Source organism: Rufibacter aurantiacus, assembly GCF_017916345.1.
Lineage (GTDB): Bacteria > Bacteroidota > Bacteroidia > Cytophagales > Hymenobacteraceae > Nibribacter > Nibribacter roseolus.
Genome location: NZ_JAFMSV010000001.1, coordinates 403,445 through 425,384, shown reverse-complemented (window position 1 = coordinate 425,384; position 21,940 = coordinate 403,445). Strand labels below are relative to the sequence as shown.

Sequence of the window (21,940 nt, the reverse complement as noted above, 5' to 3'; positions counted from 1 at the left end):
AAACTGTAAAAGAAAGAATATGAAGAACGTTGTCTTGCTGTGTTATGGTAAAGAAATTGAATTCAAAAGGACGCTTTTTGCTGTTTTAAGTTTTTGGAGCTGGTATGAGAACAGCAAAGGAGATGTGCGGGTCATCATCTACACCGATAATCCTGATTACTTCAAGCCCTACCTGGTTGATTTCAATATAACCTATGTTCTGGTTCCTATATCGGAGATTGAGGAGAGCACAAAGAAGTCCGGGCTTATTTACCGTTTTAAAATCTCGGTGATTGACAAGGCCTTCCAGCAATTCCCCAATGAAGATGTTCTGTACATTGACACAGACACCTTCTTCATCGCCAATCCGCAGAAACTGTTTAGTGCCCTGGTGCCGGGGCAAAGCTTCATGCACCTGCGCGAGCAAACCTATGAGGAGATGGTGGAGGTGTACAAGTGGTTGAACACCGCCACCCTGGATGCCCAGGAGTTTCCCCGCTCTTTTTTACGGTTGATTGAAAGTAAGACCTTTTCCGTGGGCGGGAAGCAGGAGCAGTTCAACCGTCTACAACACGTCTGGAACGCAGGTGTCATAGGGCTGCCTAACTCCATGAAAAAGTATATCCCCGATGTATTTGCGCTGTCAGATGAGTTCTTCCTGAATACCAAGTGGCGCATCAGCGAGCAGTTGGCTTTTACGGCAGTCCTGAACGCGACTTCCAAAATATTGCCCTCAGGCGATGTGATCAATCATTATTGGCACTACAAAGATAGGGTAGACCCCAGGTTGAATGAGCTTTTTACGCTTGGTTTTAAGAAACTAAACAAAAACCGGAAACTGATAGCGGTTAGGAGAATCACGCAAAAGCTAGATAAGCTTATCTACCATGAGCAGATGATGACGAATACCAAAAATTATCTGCGGGAAAAAGATTATAAAAACGGTTTTAAATACGCTTTCAAAGCCTTGAAGGGAATGCCCCTGAATGATGATTTTGTAAAGATAATCAAGTACAGATTTTCAAAAGTGGCCTCTTAGTAAAAGAGCGTTAACCCATGCAGGCCAATGGCCTGGCTTTATTGTAGAAAGAAGTTTAACCTTTTAATGGACCTCCCTGATATGGAATACTTTTACCACTTGAAATCTGGCGTAGTGTTTAAGTTCTTACTAAAGGTATTCCTGTTGCTTTTCGTGGTTAACCTGCTGGTCATTTCCCTGGAGTTTTATCTGGATAACTACACCACTTCAAACCTTACCTCAAGGTACACTTTCCAGTACTACGTAACCGGCATGTTTTATTTTGACGGGGAGCGGAACATTCCCACCTACTTCTCAACCCTGAACCTGCTGTTTTGCGCCGGGCTTCTTTTCCTGATCTCCAACTTCGTGAAAAAAAGCAGCACACCGCTTTTCCATAGAAAGTGGTATTGGATGGGTTGGGTATTTGTTTGGCTGGCTACAGATGAGTTGTTCGCCCTGCATGAAATCACGGCTAAGCCCATGCGGACCATGCTGCAACATCTGTTTCAGCAGGAAAACATTGGTTTGCTCCATTTCGCCTGGTTTGTGCCTTATGCGCTGGTGCTAACCTTCGTTGGTTTTTACTTTTTGCGGTTTGTCTTGTCACTGCCTGGAAAAACCCTGTACCGGTTTATCTTATCCGGTCTTTTATTCCTGGCCGGCGCTATTGGAATGGAAATGGTAAGTGGCCTGATTGTGAGCAATAACCTCTTATCCATCTATAAACTGATTACTACCCTGGAAGAGTCATTTGAGATGATAGGCGTTATATTCTTCATCTACTCGCTTATCAAGTACCTTGAAGACCAGAAGGAATTGAATAGGGTGGTGCTGGATGTCATTATTGATAAAACCACACCAACTAAACCTACCAACGCAGTTCCTATGGAAAAGGTGAAGGATCAACAGAAATCAATATTAACTTATTAATCGCTGGAAATTCCCTCCAAAACCATAACCAAGTTATTTTCATTACCAGGAATAAACGGACCGCACATGATTTCATTTATACAGCGGATAGACAAGCAGGAGAAGCTGGCCCAGATGATTAAGTTTGTCCTGGTGGGTGGCCTGTGTGTTGTATTTGACATGCTGGTTTTTGTGGTGCTCTTTGACTTCTACCATGTCAATTACATGGTAGCCAATTTCAGTTCAACCATTCTGGCTATCCTTCTGAATTACTTCATCTCCAAGGTTTGGGTATTCAAGGCGGGCAAGTATTCTTCCAGGGTTGAGTTTCTGGCTTTTATGTTCTTCTCCCTTGCTGGTTTGCTCATCAACCAGGGTCTGTTGTGGCTGTTTGTGGAGAAGATGGCGCTGGAACCTAAATCAGGTAAATTCCTGGCCATTCTCCTGGTAGCCGCTTTTAATTTTATCACCAAAAAAGTATTCGTGTTCAAAGGCTAAGGCCAAAATGAATAACCTTGGTGTAACGGTGAACAACAAAAGAAGAAACCACCTCTTAAACGGAAAGATCCTTTACAGCATTTCCAATAATTTGCGAAGGAAACTGCTACTATCGTTTCCAACCCGTTTTCCATTAATCAAGCCTGAAACAGGTGAAAGGCTTCAGCAACTTGCCGTTGCTACAATGTAGCCCATCAATAGAACACAAGTCATCCTACTCAAACAATAAAGCCTTTCCCAGAGCTTGTTTCTGGGGAAGGCTTTATTGTTTGAGTAGGTCAGTTTCCTGATTAGATCAGATGGGTACTCCTTTCTTTTACAACTGGAGGCGCTACTTCAGCTTTCAAAGCCTTTTTTTTGATATCCCTGAAATCAAAGGTGAGAGTAATGGAGTCCTGGATTGTTTTTAAGTACTCCAGAAGTGATTTGATGAAGTAGATGATGCCCAGCATCTCAAAAGATTCTTCCAGGTTGGTGGCTATTTTGTAGGGAAGGCTGTATTTGCCATAAGCACCAATGATAAGCTCCCCAATCATTTCAACCCCTAGGGCGCCAAAAACCAGCAGTGACCCAGATATGATAAAGCCGATCATGGTTTTGACGGGTAAGGCTAGAAACCAGGGCAAAAAGTAAAAGGAGGAAATGATCAAGACCAGAAAGTACGGGATGAAGCCCGTGAACCTTACGAGGGCAATGTCATTCCCCTGGTTGAAATACTTGATCAAGGCTATAAAAGGCAATCCCATGACTTCATGCAGCATCAGCAACTCATCCAGAGCCAGGAAAATGAACAGAAAACCCAGGAGATACCATCTCTTGTAAAACCTAGGCTTCTCTGACGCTCTTATTTCTTTACCGATGACAAACAACAGACCCGCGCTGATGGCCAGGTTCAGGAATGAAAAGTAAGTAGGGATGTTCTTTTCTCCGTTGGCGTCAAACATGCCCACCACGTAGGTCCTGAAAGTGTAGCTAGACGCAATGGAGTTGTTGCTGGCGATGTTCTTGAAGTAATGGTCAAGGGATACGGCTACCAGACTTAAAGTGATCACCAGCAAGAAAAGCTTGAGAAGAATGGCAAAGACCTTTGACGGGTTTACGCTGGATGTATGTTCCATTGAAAGCTAAATGTAGACTTTACAGTTTAAGGGTGATTTCTGAGAAACAAGCCAATAACGCTTTTAATCGGGGTTTCCAAAAAGGATTGCCTTCTTTAAGACACAAACCCCAAAGGAGGCAATCCTGGTTGTGGGTTAGGCAAATTGATGTCCTTAGTGGGCGCACTCCTGCATGCCGCTTTTGTTCCAGTAACGATACATCATCAGTTTCTCCAGGAGGTAGTTGTCTTTCTGGAACAACTCATCACTGGCAGTGGCCTTACTCAGGACAAACGTTTTCAGAACCCCGTTTCGCTTATAGGTGACAAACTCCGGCCTTTCTGTTCTTACAAACCTCTTGAACTGGAAGAAAGTCATGAGTTTATCTGCCTTGGCCACGTTTTGCAAGTGATATTCAGAGGTAGACACAATCTCCACCACGTCTTTCTGATAGTCAAAAATCTGGGCACTTACCGGAATAATGTAATGGTTGGAGATGCCTGCCTCAGTCCTTAAGTTAGAGAACATGGCGTAGGAAGACTCGGTTTTGAGTCCCAGGTAAGGGCAGAGGCCGTTGAGGAAAACCAAAATTGGGAAGAAGAGAAGCGTGTAATGCGCCACTGAAAAAGCTTTTGGTTCATTGGTTTTGTCCTTCACGTTCATGGACATGATAAAAACCGTGATAAACCCAATGCCATAAGCGGTCCAGACAATGTGCCGGAAATAGTCCTGGAACACTTTGTTGTAGTAGTAGATCAGGAACAGGAAGAACACGATGGATACTGTGAACAGCACAAAGTTGATGATATTGAATTCAAGCAGATGCTTTTTCAGGACCGTTTTCCGCTTGATGAAGTTATTGTACAGAGTGTTTATCTTCTCACTGAAAGCGGTGCTGGTAAACAGGAAGTAAAGCGCGAACACCGCCGAGGAGAAGTCATAGAAACCGTTGATGGGGTTGTAGGCAATTATGAAGTGGAAGACCAGTCCTACCAAAATACCCCAATAGCGGGTTCTCCGGAAACAGATCAGAATTGGGATTATGGCTTCAAAGAACAGCGTAGCGTAGATGTTGAGCGCTAACAGGGCTTTGTCTGAGGGCAGAATATTGTAGTAGTTGTTCTGGGCCAGGATGAACCTAACGGCGCAGCTGGAGTCCAAATCAAAAAAGCCGGCGTTCAGTTTATGGAAAACGGCATAGAAATAGAGCACAATCAACTCAATCTTCACCAGTGGCGCAAAGGTGTTGAGGAACTCTACTTTGTCAATGTAAAAGCTTTTCCTTTTGATGATCAGGTAGATGAAGGAATGCAGGATGGTGATATTGACGAAGGCCGTCAGAATCCAGTGGTTACTAATGCCCGGTAGATCCAGGCATGCCTGGAACATCTGCATGGAAATGAAGATGAGCAACCGGGGAATAGAAGAAGGCTTGGACATGAGCGCGATGGCCGCGCTGGTAAGCAGAAAGAAGGTAAGGTTAAGGGTGAACCCGTTGTAGTTTGCCATGTGGAAGATGGAGGCAATGGGCCACACGCAGCAGAAGATCTTGTATTTCAGAAGAGAGGCTTTATACTTCTCTGGTGAGGTATACTCATTTAAGAAACTGTAATAGTTGATGTCTCTTGCAGTAAAGGCTTGTCTAAAGGAAAGCGAGGGAATGCTCATATGTGCATTGATTATGAGTGTGTAATTTCTTCTATATGATAAGTTTTAAATTGGCCTTTTTTGCAGTACTGCTATCAGCAGCTATCATCAGTTTCTCACAGGAGGCATTTGAGTAAAGCATTCCTTACCTTTGGTGTATCCTTTGTGCCTTGGTGACAAGCCCTTTATGCAGCCCGCAATCTTTGCGTCCGCTACACAGTTGCCGGAGGGTAGTAGAAAGAAGAAAATGGGTTGGAGCACGGCATTTTGTAGGATTTATTCACGCCAATGTATTTCACGGTTTTGCTCTCATCCATTTTGTTTATGAAAAAATCTGTGGAGACGATATAATTATGCACCAGCTTTGACAGCAGCCGAGACTCATTGGCGTCAACCCCCAGGTAATAGCAAGACTTCAGGTTGATCTGCGTTTTGAGGCTACTTTGGATATAATGGCCCTTAAAGTAATCGTCCACGAACTGCTCCACGCCTTTCTTATCCAGTTTAAGGTAGCTCAGCTCTTTGGTGATGATGCCAACTGCGGCGTCTTTGATAGAAGTAGACATAAAGCCCAGGCTTGGCAAAGCCACCAGAGCCGCCCCGGCCAGACCGGTTAATCTTAGAAAATTTCGTCTGTTCATATCGGTAAGTATTATGCTCTTTGCGCCTTGCTTATTAGTCTTTCAGGGGTATTGAGGTTAAAAACTTTTATCGGCGGCATGTAAGGACAAAGCCGACAAGGTTAGCGTTGGGTTTGCCGGCGTGTAGGTGGTAAAACTACCGCTACCCAACACAAACACGTTGCGATATTGGTGGTGGATCAGGTGTTTATCAATGACGCCCTCGGCAGCGGTTTTGCTCATCCTGGTGGTACCTAAAATGTGGGCTTCGGATTCAATGAGCGGTGAGTACTCTATCTTCTCCACGGGCAGGCAGGCCAGGATGGAGGGCAACTTGGCTTTCATGTGCTCCACCCCTTTAAGCGTGTACTCAGACGGACCTTTGTGGGTGATGGCGGGCTTCATGCGGTCCTGGGACTTGGCCACGAAGTTTCGGGCCTCAGGCAGGTCCTCAAAGATCATCCGGAAATTGATGAGATGACGCCATTTTCCGCGCTCCAGCCGAATGTACGGGGCATTGTTAGACTCCATGAGGCAAGCCGCGGAATCCTTGCGGTGGTCTCCGTCATACAGCATGTAGCCGTTGGCGTTCACCCAGGTGCTTCCGCCCACATTCTCCAGATTATCAAGGTACACCGATGCCTCCAGCGCCACTTGCTCCCCCAAGCCTTTGCCGGTAAAGGCGTTTGTGTCCCCGGAATTCAGCAGAATGTTGGAATTGAAGATAGCATTGGTGCCCAGCGCGAAGATGTCGGCGGCTACTTGGTATTCTTTTCCGTCTTTGAAGTAATTCGCTTTCCGGGCTTGGTTCTGCTCCAGGTCCAGGCTGTACACCTGGGCGCCGTATACGGTTTCCACCCTTGAGTCTTCGTACACGCCTATATGAGAGTTTTCAATGGTGAACTTCGCATTCACCGGGCAAACATGGCAGACCGTGCTGGCGCAGCAGGCATTGCGGCCGTTTACGGCCACGCTGGCCCGGGCGGTAGGCTGATTGATATACAGGTGCCCGTATTCTTTGTGCAGAATCTTGTCTACCGTGGTAAATAGATGGGGTGGGAGCGGGTACTTGGAGGTTTTAGGGAACGGAGTTATTTCGGGGCCCGAGATAGACATCAATTCCTCCACCTGTGAATAATAGGGATCCAGGTCGTCGTACTGCAGAGGCCAGTCATTGGCAACGCCGTACAGAGACTTCATTTTGAAATCTGATGGCATGAACCGCGGCGTGCAGCCGTACCAGCAATTGGAACTGCCCCCAAAACCTTGCGTAAACATCCACCGCTTCTCCGGAGTGAGATTCTCATAAGTCTCCTGGGCGTCTGGATTCAGTTGGGCATAAGCGGTTTTTTCTCCTCTTCTTTCCTTTACTCTCTCCGCATGCGGAAATAAGTGCCCTTTTTCCAAAACCAGAACTTTGGCGTTGGCCGGGGCTTTACTCAAGTACTTATACAGAAAAAACGTTGATGCGAAACCAGTGCCTATTACCACCAGATCGTAAGACGTGTATTTCATCAATTTAAAAGGTTAAGTGCTTTGATCAGTTTCAAAAGGGTAGGTAAGCCTGGGGCAGTAGCTTGCTAAAAAGACTGTTTCAAGAACCAGTTCAGGGCAGGAATATCAAAGTAAACCAAGGCCATGAGCAACGCAGTGAACAGCACCACATAAAGCATGAAAGAGGTTTCTTTGTGTAGCTTCTCAGGGCCTTGCACCACCGAGTCTTTGCGCAAACCAATCTGCAGATACCAGGCAAACAGCAAGGCGAAGAATGGGAAGCTGATCAGGAGCTCAATTTTGTTTTTGATCAGGAAGATACCCAGGAAAAAGGCCGAGGTAATGGCGTAAAAGAACATGGAAATAAGCAGGCTGTTCTCGGTGTAGCGTTTGAATGATTTCCGGTACAGACCCGCTAATTCCGGGTTGTTGATGTAACGGTACTCAGCAAACCGTTTGGTGGCCATCAGGAAGGCGCCACCCATCCAGTAGGCAACAATGATACTGCTTGGCGGGATAAAGGCCCAAACCGGGTTCAGGATGCTTTCTGGCAGCAGGGCGGTTGGCACGAAAATGAACCATCCCAAGGCCAGCCTGATGGGGTTGTTCACCGATTCAGATAAAACATCCAGGTAAACCCGCTCCTTTGTGCGGAACGGTCTTACGTTGTACATGATGCCCATAAAAAGCAGGAAGGCCTCCAGTGCCAGGAAAGGCATGGAGATGAAATACGAGAGGCTCAGGCCCAAAACCACCAGCAATGCATACTCTGTGTACACGTATAGCGGGCTCAGGACAGTCACTACCGCAGATCTCTTCTTTTTCTCTGGGTGGAACCGGTCAAACTCGGCATCCAGGTACTCATTGATAGTGTAATTCGCTGAAGCAATCAAGCAAGTGCTCACAATCCCGATGACTATTCTGAGCAATAGGGTAAGATCCAGGGAAGTGTCATAGACCATAAAGGCGAAGAGCATGCCTGGTAACATAAAGATGTTCTTGAACCAATGGTCAGGCCGGGCAATGGCAACGTACTCCTTAAAGCCTGCGGGCTTTAAAACCACTTCTGGATTGGAGGCTTCTGGTAGGGTAGCAGCTTGTGACATAGTTTCTCTGTATGTTATTGCGTTCTATATAAAATGTTTGAATAAGGATAGTTGCAGTTGAATTGATTGGTCTGGAGAGGGTACTCCATAAGGTTATATAATCTTTTATGGTTAAAACCATGCCAAGATTTAATTGAATAAAACTTATAGGTTAAATATTTGAATAGGCTTATTTTGGTAATAAATTATACTATTTCGCCCTTATTTTGTAATATCTGAGGTTAACCTTAATAAAGCAGTATTCCCAAAATGAGAATTATTGTCCCAAACTGAAAAACAGGAGTGGCATAGAAGGTATGGCTAATAGAGACCTGCCAGTTAAATGCTCTTCTTGTATATGAAAAGGAGTAAAGGTGAAGGGAGTCTACTTTCGGTTAGATTGAAGTTGGTTTGATTGTTATGTGCCGCTTCATGACCAAGTGCGTGAATCCAAAAGTCTTATTGGGGCAAAAAGAAGCTGACTAAGTCATCGGTAAATGTGGGCAGGGCTTTGCTTTCTCTACAATCTAAACAAACTCAGGCTTGGCTTTGCTGCTTTGGAGTTTATTTGTGAGGACATGGTAAAAGTCGAACTCGTTGAAAGGCTTTTTGTCCACGATGAGGTAAGGCATGCCAGCGCTTTTGGCGCACTCTCCGTCCAACTCTTCCCGATCCCCGATAAACAAGCATTCTTCTGGTTTAACATCCAACTTTTGGGTGATATATAGAAGACCTTCTGGGTTGGGTTTCAAGCGGTCCACGTCTTTATGGGTGGAGGAAATAACTAGGTCAGCGGCCAAGTCCATGGCATTTAATTTCTCAACCGCTTCATAATCAGAGTAGATTCCAATTCTGATGTTGTTTTCCCGAAGCACTTTGAAGAAGCTTTTCACCCCTGGATACGTACAGGCAGCCAGGTACTTAGTGGGGAACTGAAACATCCAGTGGTTGACTACCTGCCTTATTCTGTCTAAAGAGAAGTTTCCTTTAGCGGCGCACCAATCATACTGTACCATTTCCAGATTACCGCACGTTGCGCCAGCCATTTTCTCTCTCTCTGCCCTGAAATGATGTAAGATAAGGACGTCTTTCAATTTCCAGGGTCTTATGGCGTAATAGCGTAGCAGCGCCACTGCCATTTTCTTGCGCAACCTGGACTGATCATACAAGGTGCCATCAACATCAAAAATGATGGTGGTAATTTTATTTAAATCAATGGTAGAATTACTTTGCATATCAAATAAGCTTATGAATCACATTTTTTTGTTTTACATCCCGTTTTTGGAAAATAGGCCCAAAATGGGAATTGCAGTTGGTGTCTAAAGTAGGTGCATCATTCCTCTTTGATGGCTTACGAAAACTGCAGGACGTATTTGGTAGGATCTTACGTAATGAATGGCCTTGTAAATTCCTTCTGTTCCATACAGTATGCCTCCTTTGTAAATGTATATACTTTCTTGTGGGAATAATAATGTTAACTTTATGAATAAAATAAAAGTTATATAAAATACAATTATACTGGTATTATTGTTGAGTAGTGTTAAATGTTTTGGGCAAAGATTCAGCCAATTGAAAGCATAGATTGCTTTTATGGCCCATTTTCCAAAAATATGGCGTAAACCATTCAAGCCAGAAATGAGGCGAAATGCCTGAGGAGAGGGGTTGATAACTTATAAGATAGTAAGTCAGAATTAATACTGCTTTCAAGAAAAACGCGACTCAATCAGATAAACTAATCAGATTACGTATGACTCTGCCATCCCCTAGCGCTCCCGTGCTCGCCCCTGAAGAGGAGCTGGTTCTTCCGTTAACCGGGCGCCGTAGTGCTGCCGAGCGGCTTATTCCTTTTTTTACTTCCCTGGTCGTTACAGCCGGTATATTGATAAGAATCTTCCACTTCTCTGATAACCGATCTCTGTGGCGGGATGAGCTCTACCTGGGCATTAGCCTCATCAAAATGAGCTTCTGGGAGCTGGCCACCCAGCCTTTGGCCTATGAACAAAAGGCACCCTTGGGTTTTCTGTGGGCGGAACGCCTGGCAGTAGAGGTCCTGGGCAAAGGGGAGATGGCCCTTCGGCTGTTCCCTTTGCTGTGCGGCATTGCGGCTTTGTTCGCGTTTGTGCCGGTGGCCCGGTACTTCCTCAAACCTTGGGCGGCTATGTTGGCGGTGGCGCTGTTGGCCCTGGCTTCGCCGGTTGTGTATCATTCAGTGGAAGCCAAGCAGTACAGTACTGAGTTGCTGGCTTCGGTTCTGGCGCTGCTCTTATACGTACGCTTTCACCAAAAGCACAGTCTGAAGGCCTTGTTCGTGTGGGGATTGGCTGGTGCGTTACTGCTCTGGTTTTCTTACTCCGTTATCTTCGTACTGGCCGGGATAGGGATGGCTGTGACCCTGAAAATGCTTCGTCAGGAAGGCTGGAAAGCTCCCCTCCGGTACGTTCCCGCCTTTGGCTTATGGGTATGCAGCTTTGCGGTGACTTATGTGCTGTTCCTGGGCCGCTACCAGGATTCACAGTGGCTTACGGTTTTCTTTGAGAAATATTGCCAGGCTTATCTGCCGGTATCTTTTTCCCCAACGGCCTTGCCTAAATGGCTTTTCATGAAAGCCAATGAAATAGTGAAGAATCCGCTGGGGCAGACCTTTAAATTCGCGGTGGCTTCTCCGGCCGCTTTTATTGTTGTTCGCTTTTTCCCGTTGGCTTTGCTGGGTGCGGGCATGTTACTTTTTGCCAGGAAAAGTTTTTCTAAGTTCAGTGTTTTGGTGTTTCCGCTTTTGCTGGCGCTTTTGGCTTCCAGTCTCAAGCAGTATCCCTTTTATGAGCGCCTAGTCCTGTTTCTGGCACCCATGTTCATCATGTTCATCTGTTACGCTGCCCAGGAGATCCTGGCCCTCTTATCGGGGAGAACCGCGGTAAAGCTTCTGTTGGCCACATTGCTCCTTGCTCCGCCCATGTACAATGCCGTAAGGGAAATAACCAACCCAGACTATTTCCTTAACAAGGAAAAAGGCCGGGAGGCGCTCTTGTATATCAATGACCAATTCAAGCAGGGTGATGCAGTGTACGTCTACTGGAATATGTGGCATGTGTATGACTACTACAAAGAGGCCTACAACCTTAAATTCACAGCCTTGAAAGGGGAGGACCTGAAAACAGTATCTGAAGACGAGGACACGTACCTCCGGAAACTATCGCCAGGCATCAGCCAGGTTAAGGGACACAACCGCTTGTGGTACCTGTACGACTCTTATCTAAGGGTGAATATTGGGGGCTTTGTAGAACAGCCTGCCTGGTATTTCCACAAAGACTACCTTCCCGGGCAAACCCCCAAGGCGGCATTCTTCAATCTAGGCAAGGAAAGAGAGGAGAAGTTTATGGAAAAAGACGCAGTGGTCTTATCTTATCAACTGACCCCTTGAGTTTGTAATAGCCTGTTAAAAGGCTATTTTCTGAAATGGGCTAAAAAGTGCGGGACTTGATGACTTTTAAACACGACTGCTAAACTCAAAATCGGAAGGCCTTACATCTTGTAACAATAGGTGTAAGGCCTTCCGATTTGCAGGGATAATGGAAGAAAACCAGGGTTGAGGAAAAGCGACTTACCTGATCATTAGAGCCAAAGCCGAACTGAAATTACAAAGTCTATGGTAGCCAATGGGGCAGGTTCCAGGCTTATCTATAGGAGGACCTAACTGTATTCCTCTTATTTCTGGAAAAACGGCTCATAATCGGCTGCAATGGTTTTGTGCCTGAGCAAGAGATTAGATCAGTTCTAGGCAGCGGGGCCAGTGAGTAAACTTAGCTTAGCTCTTCCCATCTTGGGAAAGCTAAATGAGATTATGCTTTAACTCCTGTGGTAGAAAAGCCGATTCACCCTTCGTGGTTGTCTTCAGCCTGAGATTTTCATTTTTGAACTGCAGCAACCGATGGAAGTTCTTCCGCACCTTGAAATATTTCCGGTAGCCCAGCAACCTGGTTTTGTAGCCTAGAAGAAGAAGGCTGTTGATTTTGGCCTCGTCAGAGGCAGGATCAAGGGCGCCGTGCTTCACTACCAGCCTAAGAAGCTCCTGAACATAGTATAGAAATCCTTTCAGGAACCGGTAGTTGAAAGCCAGCTCAGACCGGCTTCCCTGGTTTACCAGGATATTGTAGGCATCCAGAACCTCAAAGCAAGCCGAGCTTTCCTTAAGGTACCTAAGGTAATAGCCCCAGGTTTGTCGCTCCTTTTTCATGAAATGCTTAAAGGTGAGCCGCTCATCATACCAGATGTCGTAACCCAGAAGGGCCAGGGCATAGCAGATCTCATAGTCCCCGCCAGAGCTCAAAGCCGAGGCCAGTCTGTCGGTTAGAATGGGTTGGTACCCGATGCGGAAAAGATGGTCATAAGCCGATTTTCTGAGGACACAACCCGCCCCGTAAACCGTGTTCTTGGCCACTTTCCCAGACTCAGGGGCCTGGTGCCCGTTGGCAAACAGCCGGACCTGCGTCGCAAAGTAGGGTGGTTCCTCCTCATAGACCAAGTCGCCGTACCCGCCCAATACCCCGATTTTGGGATTCTGTTCCATCAGATCAAAGGCCAGGGTCACGTAATCTGGGCTGAGCCAATTATCGTCATCGCAGAGGAGAATGTACTCAAATTGCGCGTGCGTATACCCCAGCTCCCGGGCAAAGGTCAGGCCGGGTTTAGGTTGGTGCAGTAACGAGAAACGGACCGGAACGTCATATTTCTCCCATTCCTCGCGCACTACCGCCGAGGTAGCGTCTGTGGAAGCGTTGTCCACGATGATGACCTCCCAGGGCACATCCGGCCGGACCTGCTGCTGGGCAATATGGCGCAGGGTTTCAGGCAGAAGCTTTTCGCCATTGTATGTGCAGATGACAATAGAAACGCCGGCTTTCATGTAATATTAAAGGTCATTTTAAAGTAAACTTTAGCAGTGCCCCAAAGAAGCTGCGGATCAAAATGCATGCCCCAGGCATACCTGATCTGGGCTTTCACTCCCTCCTTGCTCTGCACCGAATGCCACACCTGGTTAGCCACCCTTATACCGTAATGGGCATAGAATTTCTTTGATTTCTGGAGAACTTCCTTTCTGTGTTCGGGGGGGAGTAGGTCCTGGATCATCGCCATCACTTTAAGCATGTCCTGGGAGTTCTGGCCCGTCAGGAACGTGTTGCTGGAGATGGAACTGAGGTGTTTGCGGTAATCAGCCAGGATGTCGGGGGTGTAGGCTATTGGGAAGTGTTTGGCAATCCTTACCCACATTTCCCAATCCTCGCCGTAGGTTAAGCCATAGAAACTGCCCAGCCTCTCGTAGACCTCACGTTTTACCACGGTGGCCGCGTACTGCGAAGGGTTTCTAACGGCTACCCTGGTCAGCCAATCCTTAAGGATTCCGTCTTCTTCCATTTCAAGGGTCTGCTCATAAAGCCAGCGGCCCTTTTCATCCACGTACCGGAAGCGACAGAGAGCAGCCCCTGCTTGTGGGTATTTCTGGAACAGGGATCCCATTTTCTGGTAAAAACCTGGGAGAACCCGGTCATCTCCATGCAAAATATGTACCAGAGTTCCTGTAGCGCGGTTGATACATGTCTCAAAATTGCGAAGGCTCCCTACGTTCTCCGGCTGCCTGAAATACTTGATTCTGCCCTTCCCAAGCCTTAGCACCAGATCCTCTATCTGGGCATCGGAGCTGGCATCATCAATTACTTCTATCTGCATCTCCTGCTCCGGCATTGCCTGGTTTATCACACTTTCCAGGGTCTCGGGTAGGTAGGCCGCACAGTTATATACCGGAATCATCACCGACCACAAAGGTCTCGCTCCCCTGGTGGAAACCGGCGGTATAACAGGTGGCGATGATGGAATTCTTGGAAGCACGGCTTGCGTTTGAAGTATAAAAGCAGTTATATAATCAAAAAGGTCTATTCCGTAGATCTTGGATAAAGCAGAAAGGCGTTTTGCCCTTGTTTTCTCAAAACGGGCCAAAAACCCACCTGACTTTGCAGCAATCAGTTTTCAGTCATTTCATTTTTTAGCACCTATTACATGTAGTCTTTGCCAAGGTATAAACGACAACAAGCCAGGCCTGTCTTTGAACTGGAGGAAAGGCTTTTCTACAAAACGCCAGCTGGCATAAGCCGCTAAAACCGTGGTGGCCAGGGAAAGGAGAAATAAGCTGAACAAACTCAATTCCCTTCCAATGAATAGCATATACAATTGCTGGACTGGCCAGGCATACAGGTATATTCCGTAGGAAAAATCCCCGTGTTTGGTGAATCTCTGGAAGTTGAAACCAGGGAAGTAGGCCAGGTAGAAAATGAGGTACGTTAAGGCAAAAGGAGCCACCAGGTTGAAGCCTTTAAACCAAACGCATGAAATCACCAGACCCAAAATAGATAGCGCCACCAAACCAAAGCTTCTTGCTATCTTCTCCCTAAACAAATAAATGCAGGCACCCGCCAGAAAGAAGGCAAAGAACCGGGGCATGTAGAGCGGATGGCTGATGATTTTGCCCTGATAGCTTTCCCAGAGGAATATCCGCGCGAAATCTTGCAGGGCCAGCACCAGGTAAGCCAAGGCGAACAAAGCCAAAGCCACCCACCTTTTCTTGAAAATTCCCGCATACGCGAAAAGCGGCACCGCTAAATAGCAGATGAACTCATACTGGATGGTCCACAAAGATTCATTTATCTGGTTGGGTAGCGGGGAGGTCATAAAGCACCTGATAGCAAAAGGCGCTTGCATGGTGAAAAGGTTTAGCAGGAAAAGCTTCTTTCTGATGGAGTGGAAATACAGGAGTAAGTTCCCTTGGGGGTGGTCAACGTCAAAGGTGCCCAAGGGGCCTAAAAGGAGCATGCTGATGATGAAAGCCACGAAGAACCCCGGGTATATTCTGAGCACCCTTTTCTTCAGATAAGCCCAAAATGAATAACTGTGCTTATAGCTATGGATGATAAGAAAGCCACTGATGATAAAAAAGCCATTTACCGCCACACTGCCTAAATCAATCTGGTTCCTGGAGAAAATCATGAATGGTTCTGTGTCAATGCCTTTCCCGTAATAGATAACAAACCAGTGACTGAAGATCACCGTGACGGCAAGCAGGCATCTGAGTAAATCAAAGTTGTTTACTTTGAGGTCCGGACCGATTAACAATTTATTTTCCAAGGTGTCTGTTTTTTACTGGTTCCTAAAGCTTCCTGGCCTTTGGCCTTGCTGCAGAACCATGCTGAAGTTTAAGGCATGATTTTATTAAAAGGCAGCCAAAACGATCCTCTGGGCCTGCTGGCTTTGCTATGCTTTAGAAACCAGGACCAGGTCTTTATTTTGAATGACAATGAAGGTTAGAGGTGGTGCGGTTGCGTTTTTGGGTTATCCTTCCTTTTCAAATCCATGCATTCGCGTGGCCGTGGCACCGTGAACTAAGGAAACCTTTGTTTTGCCCAAGTGCGGCAGATTATCCTCAGAGGTTGATAGTATAGATTGTATAGTTACCTATAAATAGGCGTTTAGAACTTCTTTGTTTTTGTTTGTATAAAACTCCTGAAAAATTGCAAGGTTTAAGCCTTGGTTTAAAAATAACGATGATTATTTAATTTTAACAATAAAAAATTATAAAATTATGGCTTATGGCTAAGAAGTTTAGAGGAAATTAGCTGCTTCAACATCCTCATCTTTCCAAGGCTAAGGAGAAACAAGACTGCTTTGTGCCTGGGAAGTTGCCTTACCAAAGCTGAAACAATAAACCTTTCTTTGTAATAAGCTGCCTCCGCTATGGCCTTTGGGTCAGCGTTGATGTTCTCTTTGGCCAAAATCTTTTGGTTAAGAAAGCGTAGTTCTTTGATGCATTGGTACAGGCTGCTTACCCTTTGTTCCTGCAACAGAGAAGTAAAGTCATGTTGGAGGCACTCCAGGTATTTATCCGGGAGGGTATAATCTTCGCCGGCATAGTACCTGAAATTTCTGAGGAGCTGTTCTTTTTGCGCCTGGTCGTATTCCTGCTTCTTCAGAACCTGGTGCAGGCTTTGGTTGGTAATGCGGTAATCAAGTAAGGCCTCGGGCAGGTTGTGAATCTTATGGTTTCTGGCCAGTTGCCAGAATAGCTCAAAGTCTTCTGAGTAAGCCGCCGTGTACATGCCCACTTTCTGAACGGCGCCCTTCCGGTACATCACCGTGGGGTGATAGATCCAGCAGACAAAGTTGAGGTTGTAGTAGAAGTATCGGCTGTCAAACTGATCCTGCCGCAGGAATTCCCCGGTCTCAGACACCACCCTCACCAAAGAGGAAACCATGGCACAGTCTGGGTTGGCTTGCATGTAGGCGTACTGTTTCTCAAGCCGGGTAGGGTGACAGATATCATCAGCGTCCATGCGCGCGATCAGTTCCGTTCTGGCCAGTGTGATTCCTTTGTTCAGGGTAGGGGAAATGCCCAGGTTCCGCTCGTTGTGCAGGAACCTGATCCTGGGATCGGCATAAGATCGGATGATTTCCTGGCTTTTGTCAGATGAGCCGTCATCAATGATCAGGAATTCAAAATCCTGGAAGGTCTGGTCCAGGATGCTTTCAATGGCCTGTGCCAGGAACCTTTCAGAATTAAACACGGGCATTAAAACAGTGAGCGCAGACATAGTGAGGGCGGTTATCAGATCTATGCTTTACAATCTGCTCAGCTTTCTGAGAAGCTTACTGGAGAGTAAATGCAAGCGGGGGTATTTATAAGGGAACAATGCCCTCTGCAAAAGCGAGTGGGTGGTTTTGTCTGTGATATTTTCTTTCTGGAGGTATTCCTGCAGCCACAGCAGGAAGTAATTGCGCACGGCGTGGTACTTGCCGTCGGCATGCACACTGGAGACAATGGATTCGGGGCGTTGCCGGTACAGGTTATTGCAGGCCGAGGAGACATACACCTTCTCGCTCAGGTATAACTTGCTCAGAAAAGCCTGGTCTTCATACAGCCCGAATTCCTTTCTGAAGGAGTCTTCAAAACCACCCAGTTTCTGGAAGGCAGCTTTCTCTATGATCAGGCCAGACGGCACGGGCGCAGCCCCGGTACCCAGTGGGTATAGGTGTTCCATTAATTTAGGAGCCGGGTACACCTGGCCCTGCGGGGCACCAACTAAAATGGTGATGTTCTCTTTTTGCGGGTCCGCCCAATCATACCAATAGACAGAGCCTTCGGCCACCATGGCTACCTCTGGGTGCTGCCGGAAGATGGCTACCTGATTTGCCAGTTTACCCGGTAACCACACGTCATCGGCGTCTAAGATGGCTATGTATTGGCCTTGGGCTTTATCCAGCCCGAAGTTCCTGCTCGCGCTCAGTCCTTTGTTTTCGTGGCCTTCGTGCTCAAGGTAAAAGACCTTATCTGGGTAACGGCTGGCGAAATCTTTGGCAATGCCGGTGCTACGGTCCGTGGAGCCATCGTCTACCAGGAGCAGTTCCCAATGGGCATATTCCTGCCGAAGCACGCTTTCTATGGCCTGGGGCAGAAAACGTTCCTCGTTTAAAAAGGCGATGATAACAGAAACCAAGGGCAAGGAAGCGGTACTCATGTGAATAAGTTCATTATTGGAATTACCATGGATGAAAGGTGGAACTCAACTCCTGGAAAGGCAGATTCTTCACCTGGTATCTACCCAGCCGGTACCGGTTAGCCTGTTTCTGAATGCGGTTCTCCTCGGTGGTAAAGGCAGCTTTGAATTTGAGGCTTGCCACCGAGGAGAGGGTTTCCTCATTGTAATTGCCATAGGGGTAAGCCAACAAATTCACATCCTGCCCGGTTACTTCCCGAAGAAAGGTGCGGTTCTGCGTTAGTTCCCGCCTCTGGTAATCTGCCGTGTGGAATGCCAGGGCCGGGTGCGACACCGTGTGGGCTCCTATGGTAAAAAGATTGCTTTTCCCCAGGTCCTTTAGTTGCTCCAGCGTCATGCTTTTGAGCTCCGGCTTGGTCTCCCCGGTAAAGCCTGCCCATTCCCTTATCCGCTGCATTTGTTCCTGCTGTTGTCCATAGGTAAGAGGTTTCAGTTGTTGCCAAAGCTTGAAAAACAAACTGGCCCGCAAGGTGGGGGGCTCTTCTTCACAGGCTTTCCAAGAGGTGTGCTTATGACCTAAAGAATTGGTGAGCAACTGCTCTTCCTTTAGGTCAACTTGGGCCCGGCCCTCTAAAGTGAAAGTCTGGGGCAAGCGCTCCGTGAACAAGATCAGTTGCTCCAGTTCATCCCACCAGAAGGGCGTTTCCTGCCCGATATTCCCGGAAGAGACAAAAAACGTGGCGGGCAGTCCGTACTTCTCCAGCAGGGGTTTGGCTTGCAGGTAGTTGTCGGCGTATCCATCGTCAAAAGTGATGGCAATGCTGTTCCTCTTTATTTTGTTCATGGCCAATCCGTCCACCATTTCCTGCAGCGGAATGACGTGGTGATTCGCTTTCAGGTATTGGAGTTGCTGCTCAAAGTTGGTGGGGCTCACGGCTATTTCCCAGATATCTGCCTCCGGATCACAGATACGGTGGTACATTAAGACTGCCGCCTTGGGTGCCAGATACCTGTGAACCGCTGAAACCAACCTTCTCATTACTCAACCGCTGCTTTGGTGGCCTTTACCGTGATAATGACCTGAAAATGGGGATCGTGGTGGTCTAACTGATGCTTGGGTACTTCGGGTAGGCCCATGCCGTACAGAAAGGCGGTGGCCACGTAAACATTGCCGTACGTATTCACTTGTATTTCTCCTTTAGGAAAGGCTTCGGCCATGAGGCGGGTCATGGCCTTGTCAGTGAAGGACCAATACCAGATGTCTTTCCACTCGCCGTGGTCAATAGGTGTGATGCCGGGAACGGTCAAAAGTAAAGTGCCGCCGGGTTTTAAGATGCGGTGGATGGTTTGGAGCGCTCCCTTGAAGTCATAGATCAGGTGCAGGGTCTGCGTCAGGACAATACAGTCAAAGGTATTGTCAGGCAGTTGCGGGGCATTGCTGATGTCGCCGATGAAGGTAGCCTTGGGGTTGGTTTCATCTATGTGCAGGACGTCGGCTTGGGTCACCTTGGCGCCGCCAAAGCCCAAAGTATACTCATTGTCGCCAATCTCCAGGGCTCGGCCTTTGATCACGCCGGCTTCGGCGCGCAGAAAGTTTTCTATGTAATAGCGGTCCACGGGGCCCCCACGGTCATAGCCAAACTGGGTGCTGAAAGGCCTTACCTGCCCAAAGTCGCCGGGTACCACCTTGTTCACTTCGGGGATGTAGTTTTTCAGGAACCCGTTTCTCTGCAAGAATCTTAGGCCGAACGCAGGGGTATACTTTTTAATCTGTGATTTCATGACACTAAACTTTTAACTATAAACTTCAGCAATAGAATGGGCCTATATTGGAGCAGGGTTCGGGTGGCCTTCACGGAAGCAGGGGCTTTTCCCGTGATCAGGTTTTTGTAAAGCTCATCGCAGTAATATTCTTTCCAGATCTCATGCCCTCTGCTAAAGGCCTCTTTTTCCTGGGCGGTCTTCAAACAGGTTTGCTGCCGGTCCAGGACTTCCAAAGTAGTGGAAAGCATGCCCGGAATGTTGCCCGACATGTTTGTGGTATGGAGCCGGTAAGCCGCTATTTTGCCGGGATGGTGCAGGACCGGATGTTTTCTGGCAATGCGGAGGTACAGGTCATAATCTTCGCAGCGTTTGAGCGCAGGGTCATACGTCATCTCCTCAAAAACCCACCGGCGGTACATGACTGTGGCGTGCATGCCTATGTAATTGCCCTGTAACAGATGCAGGTAATGGTCTGCGGCAATTGGAGTAACCTCTTCTTTTGTGATTCCTTCTTCCTCAAACACCTTGTCGTGCCCCCCGGAAACAAAGGCCAGTTTATGGTCCTGCTTCAGCAGACGCACGTTCATCTCCAGGGCACCGGGCAAAAGCCAGTCATCGGCATCCAGGAACACCAGGAACTCTCCATGACTATGTTTGATTCCGGTATTCCGGGCGGAGGACAGGCCCTGATTTTCCTGGTACACATAGATGACACCGGGCAGGGCTTCCGCAACCTGGCGGGTATTGTCTACTGAACCGTCATTCACCACAATAATCTCGGTGGCCGGATACCCTTGCCTCCAGATGCTCTCCACCGCCTCCTGCAGGTATTTGCCATGGTTGAAACAAGGAATCACCACCGACACCAGGGGCATACCAGGCTGCGGCTGTCCTTGGGGGCTGCGCTTGGGCTCTGTCTCAGGTTGAAAGGTAGTTTCCATGTTTTTTGGGTAGGGCAATTTCAGTTATCAGGTCGTGAGTTCTTGTTCCGGTTGCAGTTTAGGGGCAGGTTCTTCGCGTCGGAATTGCGTTTCGGGGTCGTTTTTCCGGTTTTTGAGGTAAAATGCGTATCCTGAAAGAATGCCTGTGATCTCTTCCCACAGGGTTCTGTTCCGGAAGCGAAAGCGAGGGAAGCCCCTGGCCACCAACCTGAGGTAATGTTTGGGATACTGCCTGAACAAACGGTTCCTGTAGTTGGCAGGAGGGTAGTGGTCCTGCTGCACCAGAACCGCCATGGTAAATCCTCGCATATAGGCGAAAATCTGCTTTCTAAGGCTGCGCAGGTCTTTTCTGTGGGCATGGAATACCGCCGCCTTAGGGTAGTAGAGAATACTGTGTTTATGCAGCAGAATCCGGTACCATACCTCCGAGTCCTCACTGCAACCGGAAGCCCCGGCCCCTAACCGCACGTCAAACAAGCCTATTTCTTCAAAGATCTCTTTCCTGAACGCCATATTAGCCCCAGCCCCGATCTCCCAGACCGGAGGACCTAAGGGCAGGTTCTTGTTGAAATAGTTTTCATCAAAAAGGATGTTCACGTATCCCCGGTTAAAACTCCAGCACCGCTCAAAAATGAGCTGGGTTTCTGTCTCGAGCTCGGCCGCCAACACCAGGCCGGCCATGGCGGCTACCTTGTGCTCGGTAAAGGCTTCCCATACCCTGAAAACCCACTCCGGATGCACAATGACATCGTCATCTGTGAAGGCGATGATAGAGTTGGAGGCTTTTTTTACGCCGGTGTTCCTGGCATGGGAAAGCCCCGGCACGGGTTCCTGGAAGTATTTAACACCGGCAAAGGTTTCCACCAGCTTCTCGGTATGGTCGTTCTCCCGTGCATTCTCAATAATGATGATCTCCGCTGGCTGGCAAACCGATTGGCGCAAGTACTCCAGGCATAGTTTCAGAGCTGCTGGTCGGTTACGGGTGCAGATCACTACCGAGACCGGAACCCTGGCGGGAATAACCCGGGAGGTGCTCTCAGAGAATAAAGAACCCATGGCCTTCCTGAACCCTGAGAAATCCCGCAATTGCAGCAATTTCTGAAAATCAGGAATATTTTTCCCCGAGGCATAGAAGTCGACCGCGGGTTTTATAGCATGGCTAAGTTTGAGGTAATACTGCTCTTCAGTGACTTTCTCCTGCGGTTCCACATACAATTCTCCCAAGGCAATGGAGTGCCACCAGAAAACGAGGTAGTTTCCTTGGTTTTTCTGATTCAGCGTTGGCATCTGCAGGAATTCATGCAGGTGAACGTGGGTAATATGATAGGGGCTAAATTCCTTCATAACAAGCT

Annotated in this window: 19 protein-coding genes; 4 read left to right on the top strand and 15 right to left on the bottom strand. The window is 47.6% G+C overall.

The window, feature by feature from the left end:
- Positions 1-19 precede the first annotated feature (19 nt).
- The 3 genes from J3P34_RS01700 (at position 20) to J3P34_RS01690 (ending at position 2,407) form a co-directional block, all read left to right on the top strand.
- Positions 20-1,018 carry a hypothetical protein gene (locus tag J3P34_RS01700; RefSeq protein ID WP_210486159.1) on the top strand — a complete coding sequence of 333 codons (999 nt, stop codon included), beginning with the start codon at positions 20-22 and terminating at the stop codon, positions 1,016-1,018.
- Between the two features lie 81 nt (positions 1,019-1,099).
- Positions 1,100-1,930 carry a hypothetical protein gene (locus tag J3P34_RS01695; protein WP_210486158.1) on the top strand — a complete coding sequence of 277 codons (831 nt, stop codon included), beginning with the start codon at positions 1,100-1,102 and terminating at the stop codon, positions 1,928-1,930.
- Positions 1,931-1,996: 66 nt separating this feature from the next.
- Entirely contained in the window at positions 1,997-2,407 is a 411-nt protein-coding gene (locus J3P34_RS01690; RefSeq protein WP_210465986.1) for a GtrA family protein, read from the top strand.
- A gap of 290 nt (positions 2,408-2,697) precedes the next feature.
- Here J3P34_RS01690 and J3P34_RS01685 read toward each other — a convergent pair whose 3' ends face one another.
- From J3P34_RS01685 to J3P34_RS01660, 6 genes are all read right to left on the bottom strand, one after another.
- The gene (locus J3P34_RS01685; protein WP_210486157.1) at positions 2,698-3,525 is read right to left on the bottom strand and encodes a hypothetical protein; all 828 of its coding nucleotides are present in this window, start codon (positions 3,523-3,525) and stop codon (positions 2,698-2,700) included.
- Positions 3,526-3,678: 153 nt separating this feature from the next.
- Positions 3,679-5,172 (bottom strand): hypothetical protein, encoded by a 1,494-nt coding sequence (locus J3P34_RS01680; protein WP_210486156.1) that lies wholly within the window; start codon positions 5,170-5,172, stop codon positions 3,679-3,681.
- A 191-nt stretch (positions 5,173-5,363) separates the two neighbouring features.
- Entirely contained in the window at positions 5,364-5,792 is a 429-nt protein-coding gene (locus J3P34_RS01675; protein ID WP_210486155.1) for a twin-arginine translocation signal domain-containing protein, read from the bottom strand.
- Between the two features lie 57 nt (positions 5,793-5,849).
- On the bottom strand, positions 5,850-7,286 hold the full coding sequence (locus J3P34_RS01670; RefSeq protein WP_210486154.1) for a GMC oxidoreductase: 1,437 nt from the start codon (positions 7,284-7,286) through the stop codon (positions 5,850-5,852).
- Positions 7,287-7,351: 65 nt separating this feature from the next.
- The gene (locus tag J3P34_RS01665) at positions 7,352-8,371 is read right to left on the bottom strand and encodes a UbiA family prenyltransferase (RefSeq protein WP_210465981.1); all 1,020 of its coding nucleotides are present in this window, start codon (positions 8,369-8,371) and stop codon (positions 7,352-7,354) included.
- Between the two features lie 506 nt (positions 8,372-8,877).
- The gene (locus J3P34_RS01660; protein WP_210486153.1) at positions 8,878-9,585 is read right to left on the bottom strand and encodes an HAD family hydrolase; all 708 of its coding nucleotides are present in this window, start codon (positions 9,583-9,585) and stop codon (positions 8,878-8,880) included.
- Positions 9,586-10,229: 644 nt separating this feature from the next.
- On the opposite strand from J3P34_RS01660, the gene J3P34_RS01655 reads away from it, so the two are divergent.
- Positions 10,230-11,768, top strand: coding sequence for an ArnT family glycosyltransferase (locus J3P34_RS01655; RefSeq protein WP_210486152.1), 1,539 nt, complete (start codon positions 10,230-10,232; stop codon positions 11,766-11,768).
- A gap of 408 nt (positions 11,769-12,176) precedes the next feature.
- On the opposite strand, the gene J3P34_RS01650 is transcribed toward J3P34_RS01655, so the two are convergent.
- From J3P34_RS01650 to J3P34_RS01610, 9 genes are all read right to left on the bottom strand, one after another.
- The gene (locus J3P34_RS01650) at positions 12,177-13,250 is read right to left on the bottom strand and encodes a glycosyltransferase (RefSeq protein ID WP_210486151.1); all 1,074 of its coding nucleotides are present in this window, start codon (positions 13,248-13,250) and stop codon (positions 12,177-12,179) included.
- Positions 13,247-14,230 carry a glycosyltransferase family 2 protein gene (locus J3P34_RS01645; protein ID WP_345890322.1) on the bottom strand — a complete coding sequence of 328 codons (984 nt, stop codon included), beginning with the start codon at positions 14,228-14,230 and terminating at the stop codon, positions 13,247-13,249. The genes J3P34_RS01650 and J3P34_RS01645 overlap by 4 nt, the downstream gene beginning before the upstream one ends.
- 147 nt (positions 14,231-14,377) lie before the next feature.
- Positions 14,378-15,520, bottom strand: coding sequence for an acyltransferase family protein (locus tag J3P34_RS01640; protein ID WP_210486150.1), 1,143 nt, complete (start codon positions 15,518-15,520; stop codon positions 14,378-14,380).
- A gap of 452 nt (positions 15,521-15,972) precedes the next feature.
- Positions 15,973-16,980 carry a glycosyltransferase family 2 protein gene (locus J3P34_RS01635; RefSeq protein ID WP_210486149.1) on the bottom strand — a complete coding sequence of 336 codons (1,008 nt, stop codon included), beginning with the start codon at positions 16,978-16,980 and terminating at the stop codon, positions 15,973-15,975.
- Between the two features lie 27 nt (positions 16,981-17,007).
- On the bottom strand, positions 17,008-17,904 hold the full coding sequence (locus J3P34_RS01630; RefSeq protein WP_210486148.1) for a glycosyltransferase family 2 protein: 897 nt from the start codon (positions 17,902-17,904) through the stop codon (positions 17,008-17,010).
- Between the two features lie 22 nt (positions 17,905-17,926).
- Positions 17,927-18,865 (bottom strand): polysaccharide deacetylase family protein, encoded by a 939-nt coding sequence (locus tag J3P34_RS01625; RefSeq protein WP_210486147.1) that lies wholly within the window; start codon positions 18,863-18,865, stop codon positions 17,927-17,929.
- A gap of 56 nt (positions 18,866-18,921) precedes the next feature.
- Entirely contained in the window at positions 18,922-19,665 is a 744-nt protein-coding gene (locus J3P34_RS01620) for a class I SAM-dependent methyltransferase (RefSeq protein ID WP_210465973.1), read from the bottom strand.
- On the bottom strand, positions 19,662-20,588 hold the full coding sequence (locus tag J3P34_RS01615) for a glycosyltransferase family 2 protein (RefSeq protein ID WP_210486146.1): 927 nt from the start codon (positions 20,586-20,588) through the stop codon (positions 19,662-19,664). Before J3P34_RS01615 ends, J3P34_RS01620 begins: the two co-directional genes overlap by 4 nt.
- Before the next feature lie 27 nt (positions 20,589-20,615).
- Entirely contained in the window at positions 20,616-21,932 is a 1,317-nt protein-coding gene (locus J3P34_RS01610) for a glycosyltransferase family 2 protein (protein ID WP_210486145.1), read from the bottom strand.
- Between the last annotated feature and the right edge of the window lie 8 nt (positions 21,933-21,940).